Annotated in this window: 30 protein-coding genes and 1 pseudogene; 28 read left to right on the plus strand and 3 right to left on the minus strand. The window is 45.6% G+C overall.

The features are described 5' to 3' along the window. Positions 1–10: 10 nt before the first annotated feature. From ACTWJ7_RS17370 to ACTWJ7_RS17420, 11 genes and pseudogenes are all read left to right on the plus strand, one after another. Positions 11–1,174 (plus strand): extracellular solute-binding protein, encoded by a 1,164-nt coding sequence (locus ACTWJ7_RS17370; RefSeq protein WP_079349068.1) that lies wholly within the window; start codon positions 11–13, stop codon positions 1,172–1,174. Continuing rightward, positions 1,171–2,010 (plus strand): ABC transporter permease, encoded by an 840-nt coding sequence (locus tag ACTWJ7_RS17375; RefSeq protein WP_024633301.1) that lies wholly within the window; start codon positions 1,171–1,173, stop codon positions 2,008–2,010. The genes ACTWJ7_RS17370 and ACTWJ7_RS17375 overlap by 4 nt, the downstream gene beginning before the upstream one ends. A 247-nt stretch (positions 2,011–2,257) precedes the next feature. Beyond that, on the plus strand, positions 2,258–2,797 hold the full coding sequence (locus tag ACTWJ7_RS17380) for a glycerol-3-phosphate responsive antiterminator (protein WP_024633302.1): 540 nt from the start codon (positions 2,258–2,260) through the stop codon (positions 2,795–2,797). 140 nt (positions 2,798–2,937) lie between these two features. Further along, complete coding sequence (locus tag ACTWJ7_RS17385) at positions 2,938–3,651, plus strand: glycerophosphodiester phosphodiesterase (RefSeq protein ID WP_079349067.1); 714 nt, start codon at positions 2,938–2,940, stop codon at positions 3,649–3,651. Between the two features lie 18 nt (positions 3,652–3,669). Beyond that, complete coding sequence (locus tag ACTWJ7_RS17390; protein WP_079349735.1) at positions 3,670–4,503, plus strand: HAD-IIA family hydrolase; 834 nt, start codon at positions 3,670–3,672, stop codon at positions 4,501–4,503. 37 nt (positions 4,504–4,540) lie between these two features. After that, a complete protein-coding gene (locus ACTWJ7_RS17395; RefSeq protein WP_179132786.1) occupies positions 4,541–5,377 on the plus strand; it encodes a metallophosphoesterase family protein in 837 nt (278 codons plus the stop codon). A gap of 24 nt (positions 5,378–5,401) precedes the next feature. Continuing rightward, positions 5,402–6,489: pseudogene (locus ACTWJ7_RS17400) on the plus strand (ABC transporter ATP-binding protein). Continuing rightward, complete coding sequence (locus ACTWJ7_RS17405) at positions 6,486–7,358, plus strand: carbohydrate ABC transporter permease (protein WP_024633307.1); 873 nt, start codon at positions 6,486–6,488, stop codon at positions 7,356–7,358. The pseudogene ACTWJ7_RS17400 and the gene ACTWJ7_RS17405 overlap by 4 nt, the downstream one beginning before the upstream one ends. Before the next feature lie 19 nt (positions 7,359–7,377). Further along, positions 7,378–8,202 carry a carbohydrate ABC transporter permease gene (locus ACTWJ7_RS17410; protein ID WP_053779416.1) on the plus strand — a complete coding sequence of 275 codons (825 nt, stop codon included), beginning with the start codon at positions 7,378–7,380 and terminating at the stop codon, positions 8,200–8,202. 24 nt (positions 8,203–8,226) lie between these two features. Next, positions 8,227–8,952 (plus strand): extracellular solute-binding protein, encoded by a 726-nt coding sequence (locus tag ACTWJ7_RS17415; protein ID WP_443145682.1) that lies wholly within the window; start codon positions 8,227–8,229, stop codon positions 8,950–8,952. 32 nt (positions 8,953–8,984) lie between these two features. Further along, the gene (locus ACTWJ7_RS17420; RefSeq protein WP_443145683.1) at positions 8,985–9,536 is read left to right on the plus strand and encodes an extracellular solute-binding protein; all 552 of its coding nucleotides are present in this window, start codon (positions 8,985–8,987) and stop codon (positions 9,534–9,536) included. An 84-nt stretch (positions 9,537–9,620) separates the two neighbouring features. On the opposite strand, the gene ACTWJ7_RS17425 is transcribed toward ACTWJ7_RS17420, so the two are convergent. Next, entirely contained in the window at positions 9,621–10,478 is an 858-nt protein-coding gene (locus tag ACTWJ7_RS17425; protein ID WP_079349063.1) for an SDR family oxidoreductase, read from the minus strand. Between the two features lie 221 nt (positions 10,479–10,699). On the opposite strand from ACTWJ7_RS17425, the gene ACTWJ7_RS17430 reads away from it, so the two are divergent. From ACTWJ7_RS17430 to ACTWJ7_RS17450, 5 genes are all read left to right on the plus strand, one after another. Beyond that, on the plus strand, positions 10,700–11,293 hold the full coding sequence (locus ACTWJ7_RS17430; RefSeq protein ID WP_079349062.1) for a TetR family transcriptional regulator: 594 nt from the start codon (positions 10,700–10,702) through the stop codon (positions 11,291–11,293). A gap of 132 nt (positions 11,294–11,425) precedes the next feature. Then, positions 11,426–12,166, plus strand: a complete 741-nt coding sequence (gene map / locus ACTWJ7_RS17435) for a type I methionyl aminopeptidase (RefSeq protein WP_024633312.1) — start codon at positions 11,426–11,428, stop codon at positions 12,164–12,166. Positions 12,167–12,329: 163 nt separating this feature from the next. After that, a complete protein-coding gene (locus ACTWJ7_RS17440; RefSeq protein ID WP_285075407.1) occupies positions 12,330–13,529 on the plus strand; it encodes a phosphoenolpyruvate hydrolase family protein in 1,200 nt (399 codons plus the stop codon). 142 nt (positions 13,530–13,671) lie between these two features. After that, positions 13,672–14,919 (plus strand): Tm-1-like ATP-binding domain-containing protein, encoded by a 1,248-nt coding sequence (locus tag ACTWJ7_RS17445; RefSeq protein WP_079349060.1) that lies wholly within the window; start codon positions 13,672–13,674, stop codon positions 14,917–14,919. Continuing rightward, a complete protein-coding gene (locus ACTWJ7_RS17450) occupies positions 14,912–15,742 on the plus strand; it encodes a phosphoenolpyruvate hydrolase family protein (protein ID WP_079349059.1) in 831 nt (276 codons plus the stop codon). Before ACTWJ7_RS17445 ends, ACTWJ7_RS17450 begins: the two co-directional genes overlap by 8 nt. Positions 15,743–16,145: 403 nt before the next feature. Here the strand turns inward: ACTWJ7_RS17450 and ACTWJ7_RS17455 are convergent, their stop codons facing one another. Further along, positions 16,146–17,165: an alpha/beta fold hydrolase gene (locus ACTWJ7_RS17455; RefSeq protein WP_301877140.1), complete on the minus strand. Its 1,020-nt coding sequence runs from the start codon at positions 17,163–17,165 to the stop codon at positions 16,146–16,148. A gap of 142 nt (positions 17,166–17,307) precedes the next feature. Here ACTWJ7_RS17455 and ACTWJ7_RS17460 point away from each other — a divergent pair, with 142 nt between their 5' ends. From ACTWJ7_RS17460 to ACTWJ7_RS17515, 12 genes are all read left to right on the plus strand, one after another. Beyond that, positions 17,308–18,198 (plus strand): LysR family transcriptional regulator, encoded by an 891-nt coding sequence (locus tag ACTWJ7_RS17460; RefSeq protein WP_301877139.1) that lies wholly within the window; start codon positions 17,308–17,310, stop codon positions 18,196–18,198. 317 nt (positions 18,199–18,515) lie between these two features. After that, positions 18,516–18,956 (plus strand): DM13 domain-containing protein, encoded by a 441-nt coding sequence (locus ACTWJ7_RS17465; RefSeq protein ID WP_301877138.1) that lies wholly within the window; start codon positions 18,516–18,518, stop codon positions 18,954–18,956. A 78-nt stretch (positions 18,957–19,034) separates the two neighbouring features. Then, the gene (locus ACTWJ7_RS17470; RefSeq protein WP_301877137.1) at positions 19,035–19,529 is read left to right on the plus strand and encodes a DoxX family membrane protein; all 495 of its coding nucleotides are present in this window, start codon (positions 19,035–19,037) and stop codon (positions 19,527–19,529) included. A gap of 5 nt (positions 19,530–19,534) precedes the next feature. Further along, positions 19,535–20,221 (plus strand): response regulator transcription factor, encoded by a 687-nt coding sequence (locus ACTWJ7_RS17475; RefSeq protein ID WP_367620512.1) that lies wholly within the window; start codon positions 19,535–19,537, stop codon positions 20,219–20,221. Positions 20,222–20,234: 13 nt separating this feature from the next. Continuing rightward, positions 20,235–21,269, plus strand: coding sequence for a sensor histidine kinase (locus ACTWJ7_RS17480; RefSeq protein WP_301877135.1), 1,035 nt, complete (start codon positions 20,235–20,237; stop codon positions 21,267–21,269). Between the two features lie 48 nt (positions 21,270–21,317). Next, positions 21,318–22,004 carry a cytochrome c biogenesis CcdA family protein gene (locus ACTWJ7_RS17485; RefSeq protein ID WP_301878386.1) on the plus strand — a complete coding sequence of 229 codons (687 nt, stop codon included), beginning with the start codon at positions 21,318–21,320 and terminating at the stop codon, positions 22,002–22,004. A 37-nt stretch (positions 22,005–22,041) separates the two neighbouring features. Further along, positions 22,042–22,335, plus strand: a complete 294-nt coding sequence (locus ACTWJ7_RS17490) for a hypothetical protein (RefSeq protein ID WP_443145684.1) — start codon at positions 22,042–22,044, stop codon at positions 22,333–22,335. Continuing rightward, the gene (locus tag ACTWJ7_RS17495) at positions 22,314–22,616 is read left to right on the plus strand and encodes a redoxin family protein (RefSeq protein ID WP_443145685.1); all 303 of its coding nucleotides are present in this window, start codon (positions 22,314–22,316) and stop codon (positions 22,614–22,616) included. Before ACTWJ7_RS17490 ends, ACTWJ7_RS17495 begins: the two co-directional genes overlap by 22 nt. Before the next feature lie 54 nt (positions 22,617–22,670). Then, on the plus strand, positions 22,671–23,459 hold the full coding sequence (gene msrA, locus ACTWJ7_RS17500) for a peptide-methionine (S)-S-oxide reductase MsrA (RefSeq protein ID WP_443145686.1): 789 nt from the start codon (positions 22,671–22,673) through the stop codon (positions 23,457–23,459). A gap of 8 nt (positions 23,460–23,467) precedes the next feature. After that, the gene (gene msrB, locus ACTWJ7_RS17505) at positions 23,468–23,869 is read left to right on the plus strand and encodes a peptide-methionine (R)-S-oxide reductase MsrB (protein ID WP_443145687.1); all 402 of its coding nucleotides are present in this window, start codon (positions 23,468–23,470) and stop codon (positions 23,867–23,869) included. Between the two features lie 61 nt (positions 23,870–23,930). Further along, positions 23,931–24,200, plus strand: coding sequence for a hypothetical protein (locus ACTWJ7_RS17510; protein WP_443145688.1), 270 nt, complete (start codon positions 23,931–23,933; stop codon positions 24,198–24,200). A 22-nt stretch (positions 24,201–24,222) separates the two neighbouring features. Beyond that, a complete protein-coding gene (locus ACTWJ7_RS17515) occupies positions 24,223–24,585 on the plus strand; it encodes a redoxin domain-containing protein (RefSeq protein ID WP_443145689.1) in 363 nt (120 codons plus the stop codon). A gap of 191 nt (positions 24,586–24,776) precedes the next feature. Here the strand turns inward: ACTWJ7_RS17515 and ACTWJ7_RS17520 are convergent, their stop codons facing one another. Continuing rightward, positions 24,777–25,532 carry a class I SAM-dependent methyltransferase gene (locus ACTWJ7_RS17520; protein WP_179132784.1) on the minus strand — a complete coding sequence of 252 codons (756 nt, stop codon included), beginning with the start codon at positions 25,530–25,532 and terminating at the stop codon, positions 24,777–24,779. Positions 25,533–25,590 lie beyond the last annotated feature (58 nt).

Raw genomic sequence — 25,590 nt, forward strand, 5'->3', positions numbered from 1 at the left:
GATGAATGATATGCGTTTGAAGAAGCCATTTGTATCATTGTTGACTGTTGTGGGATTGTCCATGTCACTGCTGGCCGGGTGTGGAAGCGGAAGCGAGAATACAAGCAGCTCCACCGATGGAAATGCTGCGGCATCGGGTAATCCGGTATCTTTTAACTTCTATTTTACTGGCTCACAAAACGTCAAGGACCTGTGGGATTCACTGGAGCCGATGTTCGAGAAAGAGCATCCGGATATCGACGTGAATCTGGTCTACATCCCGTCTGGTACCGGCGCTGAGCCGACCTACGACCGGATCGTGGCCGCTAAGAAGGCGGGCAAGGGCTCAGGAGATATCGACCTGTACGAGGACGGCATCAACTACGTCGCGCAGGGCACAAAGGACGGGATTTGGACACAGCTGAACGAGAAAGACATTCCGAACCTGAACAAAGTCAACGCGGACACGATGAAGGATGTGGACAACTTCGCAGTGCCGTATCGCTCTTCAGCCGTAGTTCTGGCCTATGACAGCAGTAAAATCTCCAATCCGCCAACTACACTGGACGAGCTGCTGGAGTGGATCAAAGCCAATCCCGAGCAGTTCGCGTATAACGACCCGTCAACGGGCGGTTCAGGCAGCTCTTTCGTCCAGACGATCGTCTATAAAGACCTGCCAGAAGAAGACATTCACAACTCTGATCCGGCAATCATGGAGAAGTGGAACGGCGGCTTTGATACCCTCAAAGAGATCGGACCGTATGTTTACGGAAAGGGTATCTATCCGAAGAAAAACCAGGGCACACTGGATCTGTTGATGAATGGTGAAGTATCCTTAATTCCAGCTTGGTCAGACATGGTGCTGCAGCAGCTGAACGAAGGCTTGTTGCCAGATACGATCAAGATGCAGCAGATAACACCGGGATTCAACGGTGGGCCGACTTACCTGATGGTCAACCAGGAGTCAGACAAGAAGGAAGCAATCAACGAGTTCCTGAATTTCGTCCTGTCACCGGAAGCACAGGAGGTTATCGTGGACAAAATGAACGGTTTCCCGGGTATTGAGCTCTCCAACATGTCGCAGGAAATGCAAGATAAGTTCGACGGTGTGGCCGAAGGGTTCCGCACGTTCAACATCGGGGATCTGGGCACGGAGATTAACAAACGCTGGCAGAGCGACGTTGCCGCAAAATGAGTAAGGAAGCCAGACAGTCGATTACAGGCCTGGCGATGGTGCTCCCCTCCTTCGCCATCCTGCTGATCGTCGTTATTATCCCGATCGTACAATCCTTTATCATGAGCCTGAGTAACGGTTCGGGCGGATACGATCTGAGCCGCTATACGTATCTGTTCACGGATAAGGGGATGCGGAGCAATATCGTATTTACGCTTCGGGTGACCGCCATTACGTGTGTTGCCGTGATATTGGTAAGCTACACGCTGGCGATTTACATGCGCTTCAACCAGGGGCCAATTGTCAATCTGATTCGTAAAACGTACATGATCCCGCTGTTTATCCCTGGTGTCATCGCCACCTACGGCCTGATCAACCTGCTTGGTAACCACGGCTGGCTTGCCCGTATGCTTGAGGTGGTCGGGATTACGCTGCCGCGCATCATTTTTGACGAAAAAGGAATCATCATCGCAAACTTATGGTTCAACATTCCATTTACGACGATGCTGCTCAGTTCCGCGCTCTCGGGCATTCCTTCGTCGGTTATTGAGAGTGCTAAGGATGTGGGCGTAGGTAAACTGACGCTGTTTACACGGTTCATTTTCCCGCTGTCGTACAAGACATTTCTTGTCGCCCTGACCTTTGTCTTCATGGGAGTGATTGGCTCGTTCACCGCGCCCTACCTCATCGGAGCCAATTCTCCGCAGATGCTGGGTGTCTCCATGCAGCAGGTGTTTAGCGTCTTTCAGGAGCGTGAACAAGCCGCAGCGATCGCGTTCTTCTCATTCCTGCTCTGCTCGGTGCTGGGTGCTTTCTACATCCGGTCGATGGCAGAGGAGGAGAAGGCGAAGATATAGACGGGGCAGAAGAGCATGATTACCCTATCACTTTGCAGAATCATTAATAAATATAAATCTGTAGATGAGCAAGTGTTCTGTTAGTAGAAAGCCGCTAAGTGCAAAGCATTTAGCGGCTTATTTTTTGAAACGATGATCGTTCCAATAGATAACCTGAAATTAACAACCCGTTTACATAAAGATGATACATCACGAATATTTACGCTTTAACATTTAAGATGACAAACGAGGGAATGAGGACAGACTCATGAAGAATTATCCGATCATAGCCTCCATTACGGTAGATGAACAGATTTCACAAGCTATAGCAAGCGATGTTAAACGAGTGATTTTGATGACAGGGAACATAACCAATCTTGGTTCGATCATAGACAGTCTGCATCAAAGCGGTAAACAGGTATATGTGCATACGGAGATGGTATCCGGGATTGGACGAGATGCCTCTGCCATTCAATATCTTGCTGATGTGTTCAAAGTAGACGGAATTGTAACGACGAAGAGCAACGCGGTTTCTGCCGCAAAGCAAGCAGGCATCTTAAGCATCCAGCGAATATTCGCCATTGATACGGCAGCAATAACGACTGCGGTTCGTATGATTATGAGCTACAAGCCGGATGAGGTTGAATTGATGCCAGGGCTTATGCCTCGAGTCATTCAAGAACTGAAAGAACGCATTACACAGCCTTTGATTGTGGGAGGCCTTATCCGGCACGAGGAAGAAATACAACAAGCATTAAAGAGCGGAGCAGATTTTGTTTCCGTAGGACACGAGAAATTCTGGAATTAATTTCATACATTTATCCTTGGGTGGAGACGACGAGAAAACCCGGTGGTAAGTAAATCAATACAACCTTGATGTTGAAGGAGGGTGATTTGCTGCTGGGTTTTTTGTGTTGTCCAAAAAATACAAACAGGAGGTAACAAAACATGATGATTCAAGGAGTTGCTCATCGCGGTTATCCAAAAAAGTATCCTGAAAATACGATTTCCTCCTTTTTAAAGGCGGTAGAGCTTGGGTTCACACATCTGGAACTCGATGTGCATCTCAGCAAGGATGGAATTCCGGTTGTCATTCATGACCATACACTTGACCGTATGACCAATGGAACGGGCAGGGTGGTCGATTACACAGCTTCGGAGCTGCAATCTTTAGAAATGGAGCAAGCGGAGCATATTCCAACCCTGGAAGAGGTACTGCGAGCTTTAAAGGGTAAGATTCAACTTAACATTGAGCTGAAGCAGATGGGAAACTATTACCCTCAGCTGGAAGAAAGGGTTCTTGAAGTAATTGAGGAATTCGACATGCTGAATCAGGTGGTCATTACGTCATTTGATTTTGATGCTCTGGAGAAAATCAGGCAACGTTCAGGCGATGTACGCATCGGTCTCATCACCTTTGGCTGTTCGAAGGCTATTCTTGACTGGTCTCAAGAAATGGGGGCGACATTCTTGTCCATACACCATGCCTTTGTGACCGAGCATTACATTCAACAATGTAAAGAATTAGGAATTCAACTGATGGCTTGGACAATTAATGAGACTTCCGTCATGAAGAAATTTCAGGAGTATCCGTCCGTATGGGTCTGTACAGACGAACTGGAATGCTTCATAGATGTATTGGAGTTGTCCAGCTCATTGTGAGCGGGCATGGGTACGGTTATGGAGGATTTATATGCTTACGATGCTTATTGCTTTGATTTGGACGGAACAATCTATATTGGCCAGATGAGACTGCCTGGTGTAAATCGCTTTATAAGCAGCCTGCGGTCACGAGGCAAACGTCTGTTGTTCCTTACCAATACTCCTGTTCTTACCAAGGAGGATTGCTACAAGCGGCTGCTGAGTTTGGGCATTTCGTGCCAGCCTGATGAAATTCTGACCGCAGGCTTTGTGTCAGGAATGTATTTTGCAGAGCATGCGCCGGACGCCAAGGTGCTGGTTGTAGGGGAAGAGGCTTTGCAAAGAGAACTTCGGGCAATCGGGATAGCAATTACGGAGGATCCCAATCAATCCACGCATGTGCTAGTCGGAATGGATCGGGAATTTCATTACGATAAGCTTCATCGGGCGGCAAAAGCAGTGCGCCATGGAGCAGCTTTGCTCGCAACTAATCCGGACAATTGCTGCCCCGTTCCAGGGGATATCATCCCGGACACCGGAGCCATTCTAAGCTCGATCGAGGCGGCTAGCCAGCAGAAAGCATCGGTCGTGATTGGCAAGCCCTCTCGCTATTATGCAGAGAAGGCGCTCCAGCTTTTGGATGTGGATAGCAGCAGATGCCTCATGATAGGCGATCGGCTGGAAACAGACATTTTATTTGGACAACAGAATGGGATGAAGACTGCGCTCGTGCTTACGGGTATCTCATCAAGAGAGGATATCGCAAAGACAGATATCGTTCCGGATTATATATGGCCTTCCCTCAACGAATGCATCATGGAGCAGCAGGTCCATTCAAAGTCTTCAAATGTGTTGCAGGTAGAGAAGGCCTAAGCGGCAAGGTGACCAAAAAAAGATGGAGGTGGCGTTTATGCGTCTGGCGTTACTTGGCGATCTTCACTATTCAAGCATGAGTCACGGGACAGAAGAAGTGAAGGCTGCAAGAGTCCGGGCATACGAGCATATGCTCAAGGCTTTTCTGAAGGAGGAGGCGGACTTTCATATCTCTATTGGGGATTTAACGCATGAAGGAACGGCTCAGGAACTCCGATCGATTTACTCTATTCTTGCGAAAAGTGAACGGAGCTTCATTCATGTTCTCGGCAATCATGATACGTATTCATTGCCAAAGCATGAAATTTCCACGCTTACAGGTCAGCCATGCTATCGAGCCATAGATACGCCTCACGCCAAACTGATTTTTTTGGATACAACCAAGGAAATGAACCGTTCGGATTGGGGAGGAGAGTTGAACGAAGAGCAGCTGATATGGCTTAAAGCTCAGCTTACCGATTCTCATCAGAAGCAAGTTCTGCTTTTTGGGCATCATCCGGTATTTGATACAACTGCGCGCTCGACGCTCGATAAGCTGTACATTCGTCCTCAGGATGAACTAAAAGACATGATCAATAGTCGGCCACAAGGAGGCATCTATTTTTGCGGGCATAATCACATGAACTCAATCGTGAAGCAAGGAAATTGGCATTATGTACAGACCGCAGCTTGTCTCGATGTGCCAGCATACCGCGTTATTGAAGTTCATGAGAACGAGGTAACCATAACTCACCGGCTTATACAGGATGCTGATCTTAATCATGATATTCAGAGCTTTTGTCTTGATACGCCTGGTTTTGGCCCTGTTGCGGATGCGCTGGGAGAAGAGAGCGACCTACTGTTGACCGTTCAGATAACGTCGGCTGCACACTAATATGAAGAAAAAGGAGGGATTGGCATGGCACAAATTGTACTGAAGCAGATTGAGAAAAGCTTCAAGCAGGATAAAGTCATCGAAGGTCTCAATCTGACCATTGAGGATGGGTCATTTACGGTATTGGTTGGCCCGTCCGGCTGTGGAAAATCGACGACACTCCGCATGATCGCAGGACTTGATAAGGAGTCGGGCGGTGAAATTTGGATCGGAGACCATTGTGTCAATGGAGTGGAGCCGGGCAAGCGAAATATTGCCATGGTATTTCAAAACTATGCACTATATCCAATGATGACGGTCAAGGAAAACATCGAATTCGGCTTAGTGAACCGCAAGGTGCCCGAACGGAGCGGGAGCGTCTTGTTAAGGAGATCACCGAGGTTGTCGGTCTAGCCGAATATTTGCATAAGAAGCCGCAGGCTCTGTCCGGAGGTCAGCGGCAGCGGGTTGCCTTGGCTCGGGCCATGGTTAAAAATCCAGGGGTCTTCCTGATGGACGAGCCATTGTCCAATTTGGATGCCAAGCTTCGCCATCAGATGCGAACGGAGTTAATTCAGCTTCACAAACGGCTAGGTGCAACCTTTGTCTTTGTTACTCATGACCAGGTTGAGGCCATGTCGATGGGAGATCGTATCGTCATCATGAATAAAGGACGTATTCAACAAGCGGATAGTCCAATGAAAATCTACGATGATCCGGATAATGTTTTCACAGCCCAGTTTATCGGCACACCACCGATGAATGTGATTGATCGTGAATGTATCCTGCCTTTGCTACATGGGCAGCTGCATGACGAAATTGGGCAGCTTGGCTTCCGTCCCGAGAAGGCAACGATGACGACTGAAAGCAGGCCGCAGCCCGGCCAATTGCAGTTCCCGGCTCGCATCCTGACACGCGAGACGCTGGGAGCAGAAATCATCTATCAACTGGAATCCGCGCTTGGTCTTGTCTCTGTAAAGAGCTTTTTGAAGCCGTTGGAGTCAGCCTCCGAGGTATACATCTCCGTGTCTATGCAGGATCTGTACTATTTTGACCGGGGCGGTATGCGCGCCCGCCAGCATGAGCGAGCCGAAGTTGAAGAGCTTATTGTTCTGGGAGGGAACTATTCATGACCGTTTGGTCCAGGCTTCGTCCCTATGCCATGGTGGCTCCCTCCATCGTAGTGTTCTCCATTTTTTTCATCTATCCGATCTTTTATATGATCTTCTTGAGCTTTTACAACTGGGATTTCATTAATCCAGTCAAGGAGTTTGTCGGCTTTAACAACTTTGTCGAGCTGTTTAAGGATAATGAGTTTCTTCAGGTGCTGAGCAACTCCTTGAACTATACGCTTCTTTCCGTATCCTTATCCATTGTAATTTCGCTTCTGCTTGCGATATGGCTGAATCGGGAAGGGGCATGGTACGGATTTGTTCAGGGAGCACTCTTTAGTCCACATATTGTTTCACTTGTATCTGTATCCCTGGTGTGGATGTGGCTAATGGATCCCAAATTCGGATTGCTTAACGCTTTGCTGGACATAGTTGGCTTGCCCAAGCAGACATGGCTGAGCAGCCCGGATAGTTCATTACTGTCGCTTGTGCTTGTTTCGGTCTGGAAGGGCGTGGGCTACAACGCTCTCATCTTCATCGCTGGTCTGCAAAGCATTCCTAAGGATGTGTATGAGGCTTCAGCTCTGGACGAGGCCAATTGGTGGCGGAAGTTCTACAAGATTACGCTGCCCATGCTTTCGCCAACCCTGTTTTTCTTAATTATCATTAATTTGATCAGTTCATTCCAGGTGTTTGAGACCATTGCCATTATGACTAATGGGGGTCCGATCAATTCAACGAACACACTTGTCTTTTACATCTACGAGTACGGATTCCGCTACTTCAAGATTGGTTACGCTTCGGCAGCGGGAGCGATCCTGCTCGTTGTCGTTGGTTTACTTACGCTAGTCTACTTCAAGTTGCTGAGCCGCAAGGTTCACTACCAATAGAGAGGGGAAGGGAAATGTCATGGCAAGGAAGTCTTTGCTGCGTATCCTGAATATTACTGCCACGATCGTTTTGGTTGCGATTTTTGCAATCCCTTTTCTATGGATGATTTCAACATCATTGAAGTCTTACCCGGAGACGGTGATCTTTCCGCCCAAGTGGATTCCCTCCAAGGTGATGTGGAGCAATTTCCAAGCGGCGTGGGAATCAGGGCCTTTTTTGAAATATCTACTGAATAGCGTTGTTGTATCGGTCAGTATACTCATTCTTCAATTCACGACCATTATATTGGCAGCCTATGCTTTTGCAAGATACTCCTTCAAAGGAGACAAGCTGTTATTCGGGATAACGATGGTGACCTTGATGATCCCGGGTCAACTCATTTTCCTGCCTGTGTATTTGTTGATGAGCAAATGGGGACTCATTAATAATTTGCTGGCACTCATCCTGCCCTTCTCTTCCAGCGCCTTCGGCATATTCATGCTCAGGCAGTCATTCAAGCAAGTACAGGAAGAACTTATTGAAGCGGCACGGCTTGACCAAACGCCGGAATGGAAAATCATTCTCAAAATTATGGTGCCGATGGCCCGTCCAACACTGGTCACCTTTGCATTGTTCAGCTTCATTGCACACTGGAATGATTACTTCTGGCCGCTCGTGATGACAACCTCCGATGCAGCAAGAACACTTCCGATTGGGATCTCTAAGCTACGCGAGGTGGACGGAGGAGCTGCCTGGCACATTCTAATGGCTGGAAACATGATTTTGGTCGTTCCGATTCTGATTGTTTTCTTATTTGGACAACGTCAAATTATTAAAGCATTTGTCTATTCGGGTGTAAAATAATTAATTTAATAGGAGGATTTATCCATGAAAAAATTTGCATCTATTTTGTTAGCGGCAACGTTTGCGCTTGCTGTAACTGCTTGCGGTGATTCCAACTCCGCTGGTTCAACCGATAATGCTGCTTCCGGTAGTTCGAATGGCACAGCCAACAAACCCATAGAGATTACATATTGGTACTCATGGGGAGACAAAATTGCCGAGAACAATGAGAACTTGGTCAAAATGTTTAACGAATCCCAAGATGAAGTGGTTGTGAAGGCTGAATATCAGGGGACGTACGCAGATCAGCATTCTAAAGCGCAGGCTGCATTCGCAGCGGGCAATGCTCCCGAAGTATGGCAAAATGAAATTTCTTCAGTTGGTGTGTTTGCCGAATCGGGCATGACGCAGGAGTTGACTTCTTTTGTTGAGAAGGATCAGCTGGATATGGATGATTTTATTCAAGGGCTCATGGGAAATTCCTATGTGAATGATAAACTGTATGCTCTCCCTTATTTACGCAGCACACCGATCCTGTACTTTAATCGTACGATGCTGAAGGAGGCAGGACTTGATCCAGCTGGACCCAAGAACTGGGCGGAATTTGAAGATTATGCGCGCAAGCTAACGATCAAGGATCAACGCTACGGCATTTCAATGCCTGTTGATATTTGGTTCTATGAGGCTTTTGTGAGACAGAGTGGAGGAACGATGATCAGTGAAGATGGGAAAGCGCGGCGTTCAACAATGAAACCGGAATTGAGCCTGTGAAGCTGTGGCTGAAAATGAAGGATGAAGGCATTATGAACATTGGTACGACGGATGATGCCGGTACGCAAGCGAAGACGGATTTCCACAATCAGCGTTCAGCGATGCTGTTCTCCTCTACTGCGGACCTGACAAACAATATGAAGGTTGCAGAAGATCAAGGCTTTGAGTTGGGAACGACATATATGCCAGCGAATGATACGTATGGGGTGCCAACAGGCGGTGCCAATCTGGTTATGACTTCTGGCCTGTCTCCAGAAAAGCAGGAGGCAGCATGGAAGTTCATCAAGTGGATGACTGCCAAAGAGCAAACGATTTATGCAAGTTCCTTTACTGGATATTTGCCTAGCCGCATCAGTGCAGTGGAGAGCGATGAAATGAAGAAGCTTTATGAGGAAAAGCCGCTGTTCAAGGTGGCGGTTGATCAACTGGAATATGCCGGTCCACGTCCAATGCAGAAGGTGTATCCAGAGATTGGTGAGATGATCAAAAATGAGATTCTTCGTGCGGTTGTTGATTCTTCCGTTTCGGCAGAGGCAGCTGTAGCTGAAGCAGCGAAGAAGGCCGATGCCTTGCTGAGTAAGTAAAGTTATGATTTGAAATGACCAAAGAGCTAGGCGGCATATGTGCCGCTTGGCTCTTTAATTTTGGTCATAAAACGAGAAAACGTATTATTGAGAAATTGAACCTTTAAAGAAATCCGTAAAATTCACTGGGGATCTGCCAATCAGCTTTTCCAAAGCGGGATGGGTATGCGAGAAATCTCCCTGTCGACTTGCCTGAAACATTCCCGTAAGCATGCCGACCATTGCTTCCGGAAGTCCACGGGATATCAAATGGTTCCGATATTCATCATCCGACACGACAATTCGCCGAATCGGTCGATCCAAAACCTTGGAAGCAATCGAAGCGATTCTATCCATATCAATCGCTTCGGAAGCCGTAAGGTTAGGAGTTATACCTTCATATTTCTGTTCTGTCAGGATTACTGCTGTGGCTTCAGCCAAGTCGGAATGGGTTGTCCAGGCAACAGGACCATCTTCCGGAGCAATCAATTCTCCTGTTTTCAAGGCGTCACCCATCCACATTATCGCTGATGCGGCATAGAAGCCGTTTCGCAGCGACGTGAAAGCCATTCCTGAAGATTTTAGTAACTCTTCTGTAGCAGCATGAACGTTCATGGGAGAAAAATGCGACGTTGCAGATGAAAACATTTGACTAGTATACAGCAGTCGACGAACCCCGGCTTTCTTTGCCGAGTCAATTGCGGCTTGATGCTGACGAACAGCCACTTCTCCCAAGGAGTGGGAGGAGATGAGGAGAACTTGAGATGCTTCCTCAAAGGTGTGAATGAGACTTTCAGAATTATCGAAATGTCCTTGCCGAACACGTACTCCGCGTTCTTTTAGATCCTGAGCCGCGTTCACATCACGGACACTTACACCAATATCCCTGGCAGGAATACGCTTGAGAAGTTGCTCTACGATTTTCCGACCTAATTTTCCGTTCGCTCCTGTAACAACAATCATTTCTACACTCATCCTTTCGTTTGCAAATCAAAAAAAGTTAGTTGTTATACGATTTTGTTTGTGCAATCATAATCGTATAAGTGCGTGTTGAATAAGTCGCATAATCAAAAGATAAAAGGATTGAGTTGTGCGAACAACCTGCAAAAAGCTGTTTTTGTTGTGTTCCCAACATTTTTGTCCTTTTGTCTGTTAGTGTAGTTCCAAGAGAAAGGGGTCGTGAAATGTCGGTTAATCCTCAGGATCCGCGTGTTAAAAGAACCCGTCAATTGTTCGTCCAGGCTTTTAACGATCTGATTGGGAAAAAGAGAAACGTATATTCCATTTCTGTGCACGATATCACGAATCAAGCAATCGTAAATCGGACAACATTTTATGCGCACTTTCAGGATAAATATGACTTTCTAGAATATTGGATGACGGAAAAATTCCAAATGACGATAAGGGATAGACTGCCGGAAGAAGCAAGATGTAATGAGGGCAATTTGCGAATCCTTATGCAAACCATATTCGATTTTCTTTTGCAGTTTAAACAATGTAGTTCGCCAGGAGACAAGCAGTTTGAAGCCATGTTTGAAAATGCCATGCATCAGGATCTTCATCGACTCCTGCTTAAACGAATAAATGAAGTGCAGACAAAGGACTTTTCACAAGAAAAATGGGAAGCCATGGCACTCGTTATCAGTTGGGGCATATTCGGATCGGCATTGCAGTGGAGCCGGACCCCCCAGGATCGCTCATTCGAAACGATGTTTGAAGAAGTCATTGAGGTTTTATCATTCAATTTGGCCCCATATTGGGAGAACACAACCCGTTAGAGACAAGCATTTCATTAACGCACCGACGATTTAAAAAAAGTTGCGAAGCTTTGCCCCTTTAGATATGATTATCTAATGTGTGTTTCTGCTTATACAGTTAATTGACGATTAAAGATAGTGAGGTAGGAAAAAATGATTGCAAAAACAGAAGAAGACTTTAATGGTTTGAAGGAAATTGGCAGAATTGTTGCCTTAATTCGAGATGAGTTGGTGCAAAGAACCATTCCTGGCATAACAACGAAGGAGCTTGATGATATAGCTGGGGAGCTTTTTGAGAAAGAAGGCGCAGTTTCAGCTCCCAAAAGTGAATATAATTTTCCTGGCTTTACTTGTATTAGTGTTAATGAAGAAGTGGCACATGGTATTCCAGGGCAACGGGTTATTCATGAAGGAGATCTGGTAAATATAGATGTTTCTGGCTCCAAGAACAGCTATTTCGCAGATACAGGAATTTCGTTTGTAGTAGGCGAAGGAGAAGAAGTGTTAACGAAAATATGTGATGTCGTTAAAGAAGCATTTGAAGCCGGCCTTAAAAAAGCAAAACCCGGTTCCAAAAAAAGTGGAATTGGGAAAGCCGTATTCCAAACAGCTAGACAGCATGAATTAACGGTTATTAAAAACCTTACAGGACATGGTGTTGGACGTAACATACACGAAGCACCTAACCATATTTATAATTATAACGATACTTCGGATGATGAATTATTAAAAGAAGGCATGGTTATTGCCTTCGAACCATTTATCTCTACCCTAGAAGAAGAAGTATTCCAAAAAGAAGACAATTGGACCTTTGCTACAGAAAAAAGCTATGTAGCTCAAGTGGAGCATACGATTATCCTGACTAAAAATGGTCCGATTATTGTTACACTTTAATGAAATGAATTGAAAGAGAGCTTCTTTTTAGGTCGATTTCCCAACTGGGAGATCGGCTTTTTTGATTCCGCTTAATCAATTGCTTACATAACTTTAAGGTACAATAATAATATTGAGGGACAAAAGCTACAGTTGTTAAATTGGGATGAGGAGCGGATGGGGCTTGAACAGAAGAGTTATACTGGAACGTCTTCAATCAGAGCTGCGCGAAGGTAATCACATCATCGGAGTCTCGACAGGCACAGGCATTACAGCCAAGTATGCAGCTCAGAGCGGAGCGGACTTTATATTAATGCTGAACTCCGGCAGGTTTCGCCAGATGGGGAGAAGCTCTCTGGCGGGCTTTTTACCGTTTTGCAACAGTAATGAGATGGTGATGGATTTTGCGTCAAGAGAAATTGTGCCGCTGGTGAGGCATTCTCCCGTACTCTTTGGACTGAATGCGAATGATCCAACTATAGAAGTGGCTGAATACATGAAGGAAATCAAGGAAAGAGGCTTTTCGGGGGTCAACAACTACCCTACAGTCGGGTTGATAGACGGGTTGTTCCGAGAGGCTCTGGAGGAAGACGGGATCAGCTATGACATAGAGGTTGAGGCCATACGCCTGGCTCATCGACAGGAGTTGTTTACGGTGGCGTTTGTATTTGATGAACTTCAGGCGGCCCATATGATTGAGGCGGGGGCAGATGTAATCTGTGCTCACCTCGGTCTCACTGAAGGCGGATTATTGGGCGCACGGAAGGTTGTATCCTTAGAGGCGGCCAAATCAAAGGCACTGCGTATTTTTGATACCTGCAACCAGCTTAAGCCGGATGTGATCAAGATGATTTACGGGGGGCCGGTCAAGACGCCAGTCGATGTCCAGTACATGTATAGCAACAATACAGACATTATGGGCTATATTGGCGGGTCTGCTTTTGAACGAATTCCTTCGGAGAAGTCCATCACGTCAATTACTCGCGATTTTAAACGACTGGGTAATCTGGATGAGGACGATTTTATGGTTAAAATGCTGAAAGGCATCACCAAGCATTATGATTACGTTGAGTTTGTCAAAGAATATGTAGCACAAAACTACAACAGTGAAATTGTTTTTTCGGATCTGGCCAAGGTGGCTCATGTTTCCCGCAGCTATTTGAGCAGCTTGTTTAAAAAGGAAGTTGGCTGCAGCTTTCAGACTTATCTGGTGAGCTTCCGCATAAATAAAGCCGTTACGCTTCTTCATGCCCCGCAGCTTCAATTATCCGAGGTGGCCGGCATGGTAGGGTATCCTAATTATGCTCAATTCAGCAAAATGTTTAAAAAGCTTAAGGGCTGTTCTCCCAAGCAGTACAGATCTAACCTAAACACAAAAACATAGAACATAAAAGCGTTTTCATAACTAAACAGGACCAGTATGATGAAGCTATAGCGATCGTACTGGTTTTTCTGTTAGAGAAAAATCAGCCTGCTGCCTGCGATCGAGCTTTTGTTCTATATGAGTCATACGAGGAGGCCATGGAATGAAGACCGTCGCAATCATTGGTACGTTTGATACGAAGGGTGATGAATACCTTTACATTAAGAGCATTGCAGAGGAACTTGGGTTGGGAACCTTGATGATCCATACAGGTGTATTCCAGCCGTCCTTTGTTCCGGATGTGTCTAATCGGGAAGTCGCCCACGCCGCAGGCATGGTCATAGAGGAACTTGCGGCAAAGAAGGATCGGGCTTTGGCTACAGAGGTTTTGTCCATAGGATTAAAAAAGCTGGTACCTCAGTTATACAAGCAGGGTAAATTTGACGGAATCATTTCCTTTGGTGGCACTGGCGGAACCTCACTGGTCACACCAGCCATGAGAGCTCTGCCAATTGGTGTTCCGAAGGTGATGGTATCGACCGTTGCATCTGGCAACACAGCTCCATACGTAGGCACGAGTGATATTGTCATGATTCCATCCGTGGTGGATGTAGCAGGATTGAATTCGATTTCTACGAAAATATTTACAAATGCGTTATTTGCGATGGCGGGTATGCTCAAGTTTGAGCATACGCACAAACCGGATAAGAAACCGCTGGTTGCAGCCACGATGTTCGGAGTGACAACACCATGTGTTACAGCGGCAAGAAAATATTTGGAGGAGCGGGGCTACGAGGTGCTCGTGTTCCACGCCACGGGCATCGGAGGGCAGTCGATGGAGGCGTTGATTGAAGCGGGATTCATTGAAGGGGTATTGGACTTGACGACGACGGAGTGGGCGGATGAAATCATCGGCGGTGTTTTGAATGCGGGGCCGAATCGCTTGGAGGCTGCAGGACGCAATCGCATTCCGCAGGTGATCTCGGTGGGCGCCTTGGACATGTGCAATTTTGGGCCGACAGATACTGTGCCGGAGAAATTCAAGGATCATAAGTTTTATCAGCATAATCCGACGGTAACCCTGATGAGAACCACGGTGGAAGAGAATGAACAGATTGGCAGGAAGCTTGCGGAGAAGCTGAATCTGGCAAAAGAAAGCACCGTGCTCATGCTGCCGCTTAAAGGTATTTCCGCAATCGATGTGGAGGGGCAGCCTTTCTACGGACCGGAGGAAGACCGAATGTTGTTTGATACCCTGCGCCAGCATGTCGACCGCTCGATTGTTGAAGTAATTGAAATGGATTGCACCATCAACGATCCGGCCTTTGCAGAGGCCGCAGCACAAAAGCTGATCACTCTCATGCATGCAATTCCTAATGAATCCAATAAGGAGGATATACGAAATGAATAAGTTGAACAGATCAGAAATTATGGACAAATTCAGGAAAGAGGTAAAGCAGGGTAAAATTCTACTGGGTGTCGGGGCAGGTACAGGCATAACAGCCAAGAGCAGTGAAGCGGGCGGAGCAGATATGCTAATCGTATACAATTCCGGTCGGTACAGAATGGCGGGCCGCGGCTCACTGGCTGGCTTGCTCTCCTATGGAGATGCCAATCAAATAGTTGTTGAGATGGGAGCCGAGGTACTGCCCGTCGTCAAGCATACGCCTGTTCTGGCAGGGGTATGTGGCACCGACCCTTTTCGTATAATGGAGGTATATTTGAAGCAGCTGAAGGAGCAAGGCTTCAGCGGTGTTCAGAACTTTCCAACCGTTGGTTTAATTGACGGGGTGTTCAGACAAAACCTGGAGGAAACCGGTATGGGGTACGATCTGGAGGTAGAAATGATCCGCATCGCCCATGAATTGGATCTGTTGACCACTCCGTATGTTTTTGATCCTGCTCAGGCAAAGGCCATGGCGGAGGCAGGGGCTGACATTTTGGTTGCGCATATGGGCTTGACGACCAAGGGCTCCATTGGTGCAAAAACAGCGCTGACACTGGACGACTGTGTAGAACGAATCGAGGCAATTATTGAAGCCGGTCGGGCTGTGAACCCAGATATCATGATTATTTGCCACGGTGGACCCATTGCAGAGCCGGAGGATGCGGCTTATGTCATTGAGAGAACGAAGGGTATCGATGGATTCTTTGGCGCGTCCAGCATCGAACGCTTTGCGGCGGAGAAGGGCATTACACAGCAGACAGAGTCCTTCAAGTCGATTCGGAAATAGCTTCTCTCTGGCAGCAACCTGAATAATTAAAGTTTGTTTTAAATATTTAAAAGGCAGCCGAACAGAAATGTTGCGGCTGCCTTTTTTGCGTACCCAAGTATTTGAGCTAAATAAACAAATAAAGTGAGCTTAACAGCAAAGAACCATATTTGTTTTATTGATATTCTTAATCCATAAGGTGCGTTTCCCCGAGGGGAAAATATAATTTTATAAAGGAAGAAGCTGATTATTTTGAAGCGTTGGATTAAAGAAATATTGATCTTAAGACTAATTACATTACTAGAGTTTGAAGAGTGTGAATCTATCCAACAAATATATCGTAATTCTATAGATAGAATCGCAGGTAAACGTTAAGGTACTGAACATGACCCATTGAAGTCGCTATTAGGAGACTCCTGATCGTCTATTCGCTTGCATGACGTTCCAACAATTGTCTCAGGTTGTCGTCAATGAATTGATTATCGACGCTGTTGATTCCGCGACCAGCAAAGTGTCCCCAGATCGAATGAATTGGACTAAATATCGCATTAGGCATTCGCTCTGCTTCGTATTGGTTATCATCGGGTGTGCAGAAGAGGTCAGTGCTCCCTGGCATGATGCAAGCTAAAGCTTTAATACTCCTTAGAGCTCCTTCAAAATCTCCGTTATACGTGGGGTTAGCGCTAATATCTGCAGACTGGCCTGTACTAAACATCGCTAAGACGTTGTGCGGATCCATCTGCATGAAGGCATCTTCCCAGAAACTAGTCACAAAATCGGCTACGGAGTCAAATCCAAACTCCCGATAGAGCTCTTCTCTATAAAAGGCCTGCGAAAATCCCCATCCCGCATAGGCACGCCCAACGGCGCGCAAATCAGCAGAAGTCAAATCATTCAGTTTGCTTGCATCGAAGTGGGCGGTAGCCAGAAGCGGAGCGCTTACCCCATTGAGGACGACAAACGTCTGCGGCCAAGTCTTGGCAACGCCGGCAATGGGTGCAATTCGTTCTACCATGTCTGGATAACTTGCCCCCCATTGGAATGCCTGAATACCTCCCATGGACCATCCAACGACAAGGGCAATCTTCTGAATGCCAAATTTTTCGATGACCAGCCGATGTTGAAATTGAACGTTGTCATAGATGCTGACCCGAGGAAATTGAGCTCGGTCGAATGGAGGTGGCGTGTTGCTGGGAGACGAAGATAATCCGTTGCCCAGTAGATTCGGAATGATAATAAAGTATTTTTGCGGATCTAGTGCCATGCCATTGCCAATTAGCCATTCATTCTGAACATGCTGGTCCCCAAAAGCTGTTGGATAGAGGATGACATTATCTTTCTTCTCATTCAATTCTCCATACGTTTTATAAGCGAGGAATGCATTGGGTAATGTTACCCCAGATTGTAAGACTACATCACCCAAATTAAAAATTTCATAATCCATCCTGTCTCTCTCCCTTCAAAATGAAACCACATATACGAGATGTAATTTCTTGTTGTCAGTATAAACTCGTGGTATCCTCAGTAAAAGTGAATAGAATTCAATGTAGCCTTCAATAAAATTGAAAGTAAAGGGAGATCGCAAAATGGAATTGCGCCAACTCAACACATTTTGCACAGTTGCTACCACGTTGAATTTTACACGGGCCGCGGAAGTGCTGAATTATGTTCCTTCAAACGTTACGATGCAAATCAAAGCATTGGAAGAAGAACTGGGTGTTCGTCTCTTTGATCGTCTTGGTAAACAACTCGTGCTTACAACCGCGGGTAAACGATTTTTAACTCATGCCCAAGCTGTACTTAACCGGTTGGACGAAGCCCGCAGCATGGTTCATGACGAAGAAAATCTAAGCGGGACCCTGACAATCAGTGCCAACGAGGTTCTCTGCGCCTATCGGCTTCCGGTTGTCTTTCATTTGTTTCGTTCTCGATTTCCGGGAGTACGACTCATTTTTCGCTCCGTTCCCAATCAGCAACTTAAGCAAACACTCTTTGAGGGCACTGCGGATGTCGTTTTTATGTTGGATGAATCCATTCGTTCAAGTGGATTGACCGTCGAACCATTGTTAGAAGAAACGTTTCGCTTTTATGTTGCTCCAGACCATCCGCTTACGAAACGCAGTTCACTACAGTTGAAAGATTTTCATGACGAAGTGTTCCTGACGAATGAAAAGGGCTGTACCTACCGAACGATGTTTGACCGGGGATTTGAGAAAGAGGGCATTGATAGCATTACGTATTTGGAGTTTCAAAATGCCGAGGCTATAAAACAATGTGCCATTACGGGAATCGGCATAGCCTTTCTTCCAGAAATGACAGTCAAAGCCGAAGTCGAACGGGGCGAACTTGTGGTACTTCCTTGGGAGATCCCGGACTTGCATGTGTATACTCAGATGCTGTGGCACAAAGACAAATGGATGTCACCCATCATCTCGTCGTTTATAGAGGCTGCTAGAGAGGTTATTGTCCATAACTGAAGTGGCACATATCTCCTAAGTATCACACATATCTCCGAAGTTCATGGTTCAAGCCATAGACTGTAAGGGACTGTAGACTCGTCCGGTATAGTATTGAGGGAGAACAGTGTCCGACTATAAGTCGCTAATATAGCGACTTTTTGCTTTAAGTGGGCAAGTTTTGTCCAAATTTCGAGGAGCCCAACGGATGTACTCCACCATAAATTTAATGCTTACTTAATAAAGTCCTTATAGATGCTTAATTTCAATTCCGTTAAGGGCAATCTATACTTTATACATAGGCAAAGCAATAACACATATATGGATGGAGCGATTATATGAAAAAGTTTTTATCCACAGGAATTTCATTGATGGTGGCTACAGTAGTCATGGCAGGGTGCGTGATGCAAGATAAACCAGCAGAGTCAAATAAACAAGCTTCGACTGCAACAGAAATGCCGCAATCCAAAACAACAGAGATGCCCGTAATGAAAACGGGAATGTTAAGCGGAGACGGAAAAGAAATCTCCGAAGGCAAGGTGGAGATCAAAGATGGAAAGATAATGCTCAGTGACTTTAAAACGTCAAAAGGGCCGGATCTGCACATCTACCTGACAAAAGGGAAAGATGTAACAATGGGCAAAAGCTTGGGCAAAATCGACCTGAAGCAAACAGAGCAAAGTTTTGATCTTACAGGAGTAGACCCGGCAGAGTATGATACAGTTTTGATTTATTGTGACAAGGCTCATGTAATCTTTGGAAGTGCTTCGCTAAGTTGACCTGTACAGGGCAGTCTCTCTTTATCCGAATTCGGGTCGAAAGAGACTGCCTCCTTATCGTCAGAGAGAAGGTGCTTCATGCTATGGTTTCACAGAATCATGGGTTGGATTTTTAGTGGGACTCGCGTCTTTATGGGCTGGTTATGGATCAGTTCCGGGTATTACAAATTAAGCGGGGGATTCGGAGTTGAAAGTCTGGTACCGGTTGTTGCAGCAAATACGGACTCGCCAGAGTGGTATAAAGTTTTTTTTCAGAATATCGTTCATCCATTGTCCCCTGTCTTTGACATACTCATTCCAGTTGGAGAGATTATGATAGGGGCAGGGCTTATCATTGGATTGTTAACCTTGCCAGCTCTGCTGTTTTCCGTATTTGTCCATGTTAATTATATCTTAGCGGATATGGTCTTTACTTATCCCGTAGAGATTATGATATCGGTTATCCTGCTCTCCAGACTGGGGTGGACTACAAATTGTAGTCTTGAACGTTTGTTATACCCGCAATTGAGGCGCAAGTTCGGATGGAAACAAGCATCTGCTAAACCTGAGCAAAGGGATGTGACTATTCATTGACATCAGTGCTGATTGTAGATGATGAACTGCCGATCGTTGAGATCTGTCAGTTATACCTGCTGAATGAAGGCTACACCGTTTTCACGGCTACGAATGGAGAAGAAGCTGAAAAAATTGTGAAGAGTAATGCGATTGATTTCATGGTTGTAGATATTATGATGCCTAAAAAAAATGGATATGAGTACGTGGAGCAGTTGCAGGCAGAGGGGTATGATATTCCGTTTCTCTACTTGACGGCTCTCAATCAGGAGAAGGACACCTTGTATGGACTTGCTCTGGGCGCGGACGATTATATGACCAAGCCGTTTAGTCCAAGAGAGCTATTGTTTCGCATTCGCAATATTTTGAAACGCGCAAATAAATTCAAGCTTCATGAACCAGCTGTACTTCAAGAACAAGGCTTGCGCCTGAATAAGGACGAACGTGCTGCGTATATGAATGAACAGATGCTTGACCTCACCAACAAAGAATTTGATCTGCTCTGGACCCTTGTGGAAGAAAAGCATCGGGTACTCTCCAAGTCTGAGCTGTTAAAAAAAGTATGGGGTTATGACTATTATGAGGACTCCAGTACTGTGAATGTGCATGTGCATCATTTGCGTGAAAAGCTGGCTACGCTTGATCAGGACAAAACGGTAGTCATCAAAACGGTATGGGGAATTGGTTATCAGTTCAAAAGTAGCGAAGGATGAAGGTGAGAACGGAATGAAATTGCGCACAAGTCTGATTCTTTCATATCTGGTTAGCTTGCTGCTGGTGACTGTTGTGCTGTTTGTTGCTTACAAGCATATGTTTTTGGATTACGAACGTTTACAGATGGCTATGCTGATCACCGTCGCATCCAGTATCCTTTCTTTGGTTATTAATGCTTTTTTTATTTTTCCGATGGCCAAGGGAATTTCACGTCTGAGTGAACAAAGTCATGCGATTGCTCAAGGCAACTATGACTTTCCGGTTTCATCCAGCAAAACAAAAGAATTGCAGGAATTGAGCGAATCACTTCACCACATGTCCCAGGATATAAAGAGTAAAATTGAAGCTTTGCAGCTTGAGGAAAATCGCCGGAGTGAACTGATTGCCAATCTATCTCATGACATCAAAACACCGCTTGCTTCCATTCGGTCTTATTCAGAAGCTTTAATCGATGGAATTGTTCAGGATCCTGACAAAATGAAAACATATTTATTGGGGATTGGGGAGCAGACAGAACGTGTTGTCTCATTTGCCAATGAATTATTTGCGGTAACCGCCATTGACCAAAGAGCTATTGCTTTTAAAGTAGAGCAGCTGTGGATAGATCATCTTCTGGTAGATGTGTTGCAGTCTTTTGAGCCTCAGATTACTTTGGAGAACCGGATGATTGATATTAACTTGAATGCGGAGAATCTTTGGCTATATTCGGATAAAACGTGCATGGAACGTATTTTGTGCAATTTACTGAGCAATGCGTTGAAATTCTCGCAGCCTGGAACAAGGATACAAATTAATGTAATCTCTCAAGGGGATCGTATTCGTTTTGAAATTCAAGACGAGGGAATCGGGATCGCAGAAGATAAGTTACAGCGAATATTTGAAAGATTCTACCGTGTGGAAGAGTCACGCAATCCCAACTATGGAGGCTCTGGGATCGGACTTTCCATAGCGATGGAGCTCACGGAAATGCTGGGCGGGCAGATTCAAGTCACATCTCAATATGGAGTGGGGAGTCAGTTTACACTCATTTTCCCTAAGAAAATATAGACTGGGGGTAGGCGTAATTTGTTTACAGAAAATGTATACCTGTGGAGTGTGTTGACTGCGGGGATTCTCTCCTTCTTCTCTCCCTGTATTCTCCCGATGCTTCCCGTTTATTTTTCCTTTCTTGGGAGCTCGGAGGCTGGACGTTTGTCAGAGCCATCGGATTCTGCAAGTTTCCGTCCAAATCTCAGGTTGATTCGACACACCCTGCTATTTATTTTAGGTTTATCAGTCGTTTTCTTGCTTCTTGGTTTTGGAGCAGGAGCACTTGGCAGTGTGATTAACAGTTCCTGGTTTATGATCACCTGCGGTGCAATTGTAATCGGGTTTGGCATTCAACAGACCGGATTCATTCAATTGGCTTTTATGGAAAAGGAGAAACGCTTGCAGCTAGGATCGGGAAAGCAAAGGGGTGCCTGGGGAGCATTTCTGCTGGGCTTAACATTCAGTTTTGGCTGGACTCCATGCATTGGTCCCGTACTAGCTGCTATCCTGGGTCTGTCTGCCAGCGGTGGATCAGCAGCCTATGGTGTCTGGATGATGTTCATTTACACAGTAGGAATGGCCATTCCATTTCTGGTTCTGGCAGTGTTCTCAGATATATTACTGCGTCATTTGCGGAAATTGTATCGGTATACGCCAGTAATCAAAGTCGTATCTGGTGTTATCCTCATCGTGATGGGGGTTTTGCTGATGACCAATAATCTTGCCATCATTACAGCTGCTTTTAATTTTTAGTTGTAGATTCTCAAGCGAATATAAGGAGAGGATTTTTGTGCATCCCAAACCAACTACAGCCAAAGTCAAAATAACAGGATTGCTGTTGTCCTTCCTGGGGGCAGTTCTGTTGCTATCTGCTTGCACTCCTTCTTCAACAGCTGCACGTAATGCTGGTGACGATCGTTCTTTATCGGTGAAGGAGAGCGATGCTGCATCTGTCGCTCCAGATTTTAACTTAAAGAACCTGGAAGGCGAGGCGGTTCAACTTCATGATTTCAAGGGGAAAAGGTCTACATTAAATATTGGGCATCCTGGTGCTCCATCTGCTTGGCCGGACTGGATGAATTGAATCAACTGGCAGGTGAAGACCCGGATTTTAAAGTAATTAGTATTGTATCTCCTGACTTCAAGGGTGAGAAATCTGCTGAAGATTTTTCCAAATGGTATAAGAGCATGGATGAGAAGAATCTCACTGTCTTGCTTGATCCTGATGGTACTTATGCGCAGCAGTTTGGTGTGAGAGCATATCCGACGTCTCTCTATATTGATACGAAGGGTAAGCTTGCCAAAACGGTTTTGGGTCATAACAGTAATGATTTGATTCGGGAAACGGTTGCCCAGATTCAATAATGCCTGTTCAGCTTCGTTCTGCATAACAAAGACGATCTTCAAAGGAGGAAAATCATGATGTCCGTTCGCTTCCGCACTGCTATCAAATCATCACTCTCCCGCAGATCAGGATTCTGGCTCATCACCAGCCTGCTGCTTTTGCTTCCTGCTTTGGCAGGTTGTTCTCCAATAGGCTCGGGATTGGTCACTGCAAGCTCCGGTCATACCCGAGCAGTGGATGTACCCAACCCGAATGAAAGCCTCGATTTTACAGGGGCAGACCTGCATAAGATTTATCTGGCAGGGGGGTGTTTCTGGGGTGTTGAAGCATATATGAGCCGTATCTATGGCGTGAAAGATGTGGTATCCGGCTACGCAAATGGTAGTGGAGAGCAGCCTTCCTACGAGGATGTTTTGAAGGGGGATCGCGGTTTCGCTGAAACAGTCGAAGTCACTTATGACAAGAATCGCGTCTCTTTGGAGGAACTGCTGCAATCTTTTTTAAAGGTAATTGATCCGACATCACTGAACCGTCAAGGGAATGATCAGGGTGTCCAATACCGCACAGGAATGTACTACGTAGAGGAGGCAGAAAAGGGGATCATCCAGCGTGTACTGGGTAAGGAACAGGATCGCTACAATTCGCCAATCGTCACCGAAGTACTGCCACTGCAAAATTTCTATGAAGCTGAGGAGTATCATCAGGATTATCTGGAGAAAATCCTCAAGGATACTGTCATATTGACATGGGGGTGCTTCAGGAGCAGTCTGGTTCGACAAGTGACTCTGCCGACAACACAAATGCTATTGGGGAATTCAGTATTGACCCTGCGGATTATCCAAAACACAGTCAAGCTGAGCTGAAGCAGATTTTGACGGATGCCCAGTACAAAGTTGCCGTAGAGGAGGACACAGAGCGGGCGTATTCGAATGAGTACTGGGATACGTATGATCCGGGAATCTATGTGGATGTGAGCACCGGAGAGCCTCTTTTTGCCAGTGAGGATAAATATGATTCCGGTTGTGGCTGGCCAAGCTTTACCCGTCCAATCTTAGCAGAGGTTGTGACCTATCGAGAAGATACTTCCTATCATATGATTCGGACAGAAGTCCGGAGTCGCTCAGGGGATATTCACCTTGGTCATGTTTTTGATGATGGGCCCGCAGATCAAGGAGGCAAGCGTTACTGCATTAACAGCGCTTCGATTCACTTCATTCCTTTGGCGGAGATGCAAGCAAAAGGCTACGGGAATCTAATTTCGGTGGCCAAGTAACATTGACTAGGAGAATAGAAAACATATTAATTTAAAATTCTCGAAAAAGGGAGCGTTTCTAATGAGTAAAGAGATTTTAGGACTGAATCAGCAGCTTGATCGTATGAAGCAGGAATTTGTCGCGAACAGTCCCGCGGAAGTGCATATGGAAATGTTTCGAATGATTCGTGAAATTCAGCAGGAAGGAATCGCAACGGGCTTGCCAGCAGGTGCCAAAGCCAAAGACTTCTTATTGCCGGATTCCTTGGGGAACAGATTTCATTATATGAAGAGCTGGCTAAAGGACCTGTCGTTCTTACTTTTTATAGGGGGGATGGTGCCCATACTGTAATCTGCAGCTGAGAAGCTATGAAATGATTCTACCCGAAATTAAAGCGTTGGGTGGTCAGTTGATTGCTGTTAGCCCGCAAACTCCTGATAACTCACTGAGCCAAGTAGAGAAAGAGCAGCTTACCTTTCGAGTGCTCAGTGATAACGCCGGTTTAGCAGCAGCTAGCTACGATCTTCTTTTTGACGTTCCAGACTATATCCAGAAGCTGTATCAAAACTTTGGCATAAACCTTGCAGAGTACAACGCTGATACCAATTGGAAGTTACCTGTGCCGGCCACCTTCATGATTGACGAGCATGCCATCATTCGATCGGCCTATGTGAATTCGGACTTCATGAAGCGGATGGAGCCCAACGAAATTCTCGCCGAATTGGCCAAACTCTGATTTCTTGAACAGGAAATCCTGGGTAGATGGCATACTGCAATTATATACTCATGGTTAAACAAAGCTATCGCATAAGCGATAGCTTGTTTTTTTGAATACAGAGAGAATCCAGCAATAGGAGCTTTATTACGATGTAGGATTATAAAGTTGACATATCCTTACCCATGCTGGTCAGATCTTTCCCAGAAATGCTATTTTTCAGCAACGATCGCAAACATCGGTCTGTGTCGATTCAGAGTTTGTTCACCTGTATGATACAATTCCGCATCGAATCCTTGATGAATTTGGATTTGGGCAAAGCCGATTGAACGGAGCATTTCACTGTCCCATTCAGGTCTTCTTACATAGCTTAATGGCAACGTAAGTGCCAGTTGGTCTCCTTCTTCGACATCCTTCTCTGGGCGGTACGGCACGTACCCTTTTGCGGCAGCCTCCTCCTTGTCTTTTTGAAAAAGCTCTGCCTCCTTTGGATCCGTTAAAAATAAATTCCAATTCGCATCAAAAATAATAACCTGGCCTCCGTCATTAAGCATTCCATGCCAATTTTGATATGCAGCCACAGGATTGTACAGGAACCAGGTCACATTTCGTGAAATGATGATATCATATTTTTCTTCTGTCTTATATTCCATAATATCTGTCTCAATAACCTCGATACTGCAATTATATTTATGGGCGTTTTGATTAGCTCTAGCCACCATCTCCGGGGAAGAATCAATAGCAGTAACCTGATGCCCCAGCTGGCTGAGCAGAACCGCGAAGAAACCAGGGCCCGTACCTACATCAAGCACTTTTAAATTACTTTTCCCGGAAAAAAAATGACTCAGAATTTCCTTCCATTGATCATATCGGTTGGACGTAAATTCGGTATCGACAATTTCATCATAGACAGCTGCTCCTTTGTCCCAATAATCCCGATATTGTTGTACAAGTTTATGCTCACTCACTAACATCGTCTCCTTGTTATATAAAAAATCCCTTGCTAAACGTAATGATTACGATTAA

The organism is Paenibacillus sp. 1A_MP2 (assembly GCF_052244825.1).
Taxonomy (GTDB): Bacteria; Bacillota; Bacilli; order Paenibacillales; family Paenibacillaceae; genus Paenibacillus; species Paenibacillus vandeheii.

Excerpts from the sequence above, each read along its gene's own strand:
- ACTWJ7_RS17370 (WP_079349068.1), top strand. The coding sequence starts at position 11 with ATGCGTTTGAAGAAGCCATTTGTATCATTGTTGACTGTTGTGGGATTG.
- ACTWJ7_RS17375 (WP_024633301.1), top strand. The coding sequence starts at position 1,171 with ATGAGTAAGGAAGCCAGACAGTCGATTACAGGCCTGGCGATGGTGCTC.
- ACTWJ7_RS17380 (WP_024633302.1), top strand. The coding sequence starts at position 2,258 with ATGAAGAATTATCCGATCATAGCCTCCATTACGGTAGATGAACAGATT.
- ACTWJ7_RS17385 (WP_079349067.1), top strand. The coding sequence starts at position 2,938 with ATGATGATTCAAGGAGTTGCTCATCGCGGTTATCCAAAAAAGTATCCT.
- ACTWJ7_RS17390 (WP_079349735.1), top strand. The coding sequence starts at position 3,670 with ATGGAGGATTTATATGCTTACGATGCTTATTGCTTTGATTTGGACGGA.
- ACTWJ7_RS17395 (WP_179132786.1), top strand. The coding sequence starts at position 4,541 with ATGCGTCTGGCGTTACTTGGCGATCTTCACTATTCAAGCATGAGTCAC.
- ACTWJ7_RS17405 (WP_024633307.1), top strand. The coding sequence starts at position 6,486 with ATGACCGTTTGGTCCAGGCTTCGTCCCTATGCCATGGTGGCTCCCTCC.
- ACTWJ7_RS17410 (WP_053779416.1), top strand. The coding sequence starts at position 7,378 with ATGGCAAGGAAGTCTTTGCTGCGTATCCTGAATATTACTGCCACGATC.
- ACTWJ7_RS17415 (WP_443145682.1), top strand. The coding sequence starts at position 8,227 with ATGAAAAAATTTGCATCTATTTTGTTAGCGGCAACGTTTGCGCTTGCT.
- ACTWJ7_RS17420 (WP_443145683.1), top strand. The coding sequence starts at position 8,985 with ATGAACATTGGTACGACGGATGATGCCGGTACGCAAGCGAAGACGGAT.
- ACTWJ7_RS17425 (WP_079349063.1), bottom strand. The coding sequence starts at position 10,478 with ATGATTGTTGTTACAGGAGCGAACGGAAAATTAGGTCGGAAAATCGTA.
- ACTWJ7_RS17430 (WP_079349062.1), top strand. The coding sequence starts at position 10,700 with ATGTCGGTTAATCCTCAGGATCCGCGTGTTAAAAGAACCCGTCAATTG.
- map (WP_024633312.1), top strand. The coding sequence starts at position 11,426 with ATGATTGCAAAAACAGAAGAAGACTTTAATGGTTTGAAGGAAATTGGC.
- ACTWJ7_RS17445 (WP_079349060.1), top strand. The coding sequence starts at position 13,672 with ATGAAGACCGTCGCAATCATTGGTACGTTTGATACGAAGGGTGATGAA.
- ACTWJ7_RS17450 (WP_079349059.1), top strand. The coding sequence starts at position 14,912 with ATGAATAAGTTGAACAGATCAGAAATTATGGACAAATTCAGGAAAGAG.
- ACTWJ7_RS17455 (WP_301877140.1), bottom strand. The coding sequence starts at position 17,165 with ATGGATTATGAAATTTTTAATTTGGGTGATGTAGTCTTACAATCTGGG.
- ACTWJ7_RS17460 (WP_301877139.1), top strand. The coding sequence starts at position 17,308 with ATGGAATTGCGCCAACTCAACACATTTTGCACAGTTGCTACCACGTTG.
- ACTWJ7_RS17465 (WP_301877138.1), top strand. The coding sequence starts at position 18,516 with ATGAAAAAGTTTTTATCCACAGGAATTTCATTGATGGTGGCTACAGTA.
- ACTWJ7_RS17470 (WP_301877137.1), top strand. The coding sequence starts at position 19,035 with ATGCTATGGTTTCACAGAATCATGGGTTGGATTTTTAGTGGGACTCGC.
- ACTWJ7_RS17480 (WP_301877135.1), top strand. The coding sequence starts at position 20,235 with ATGAAATTGCGCACAAGTCTGATTCTTTCATATCTGGTTAGCTTGCTG.
- msrA (WP_443145686.1), top strand. The coding sequence starts at position 22,671 with ATGATGTCCGTTCGCTTCCGCACTGCTATCAAATCATCACTCTCCCGC.
- ACTWJ7_RS17510 (WP_443145688.1), top strand. The coding sequence starts at position 23,931 with ATGAGTAAAGAGATTTTAGGACTGAATCAGCAGCTTGATCGTATGAAG.
- ACTWJ7_RS17515 (WP_443145689.1), top strand. The coding sequence starts at position 24,223 with ATGATTCTACCCGAAATTAAAGCGTTGGGTGGTCAGTTGATTGCTGTT.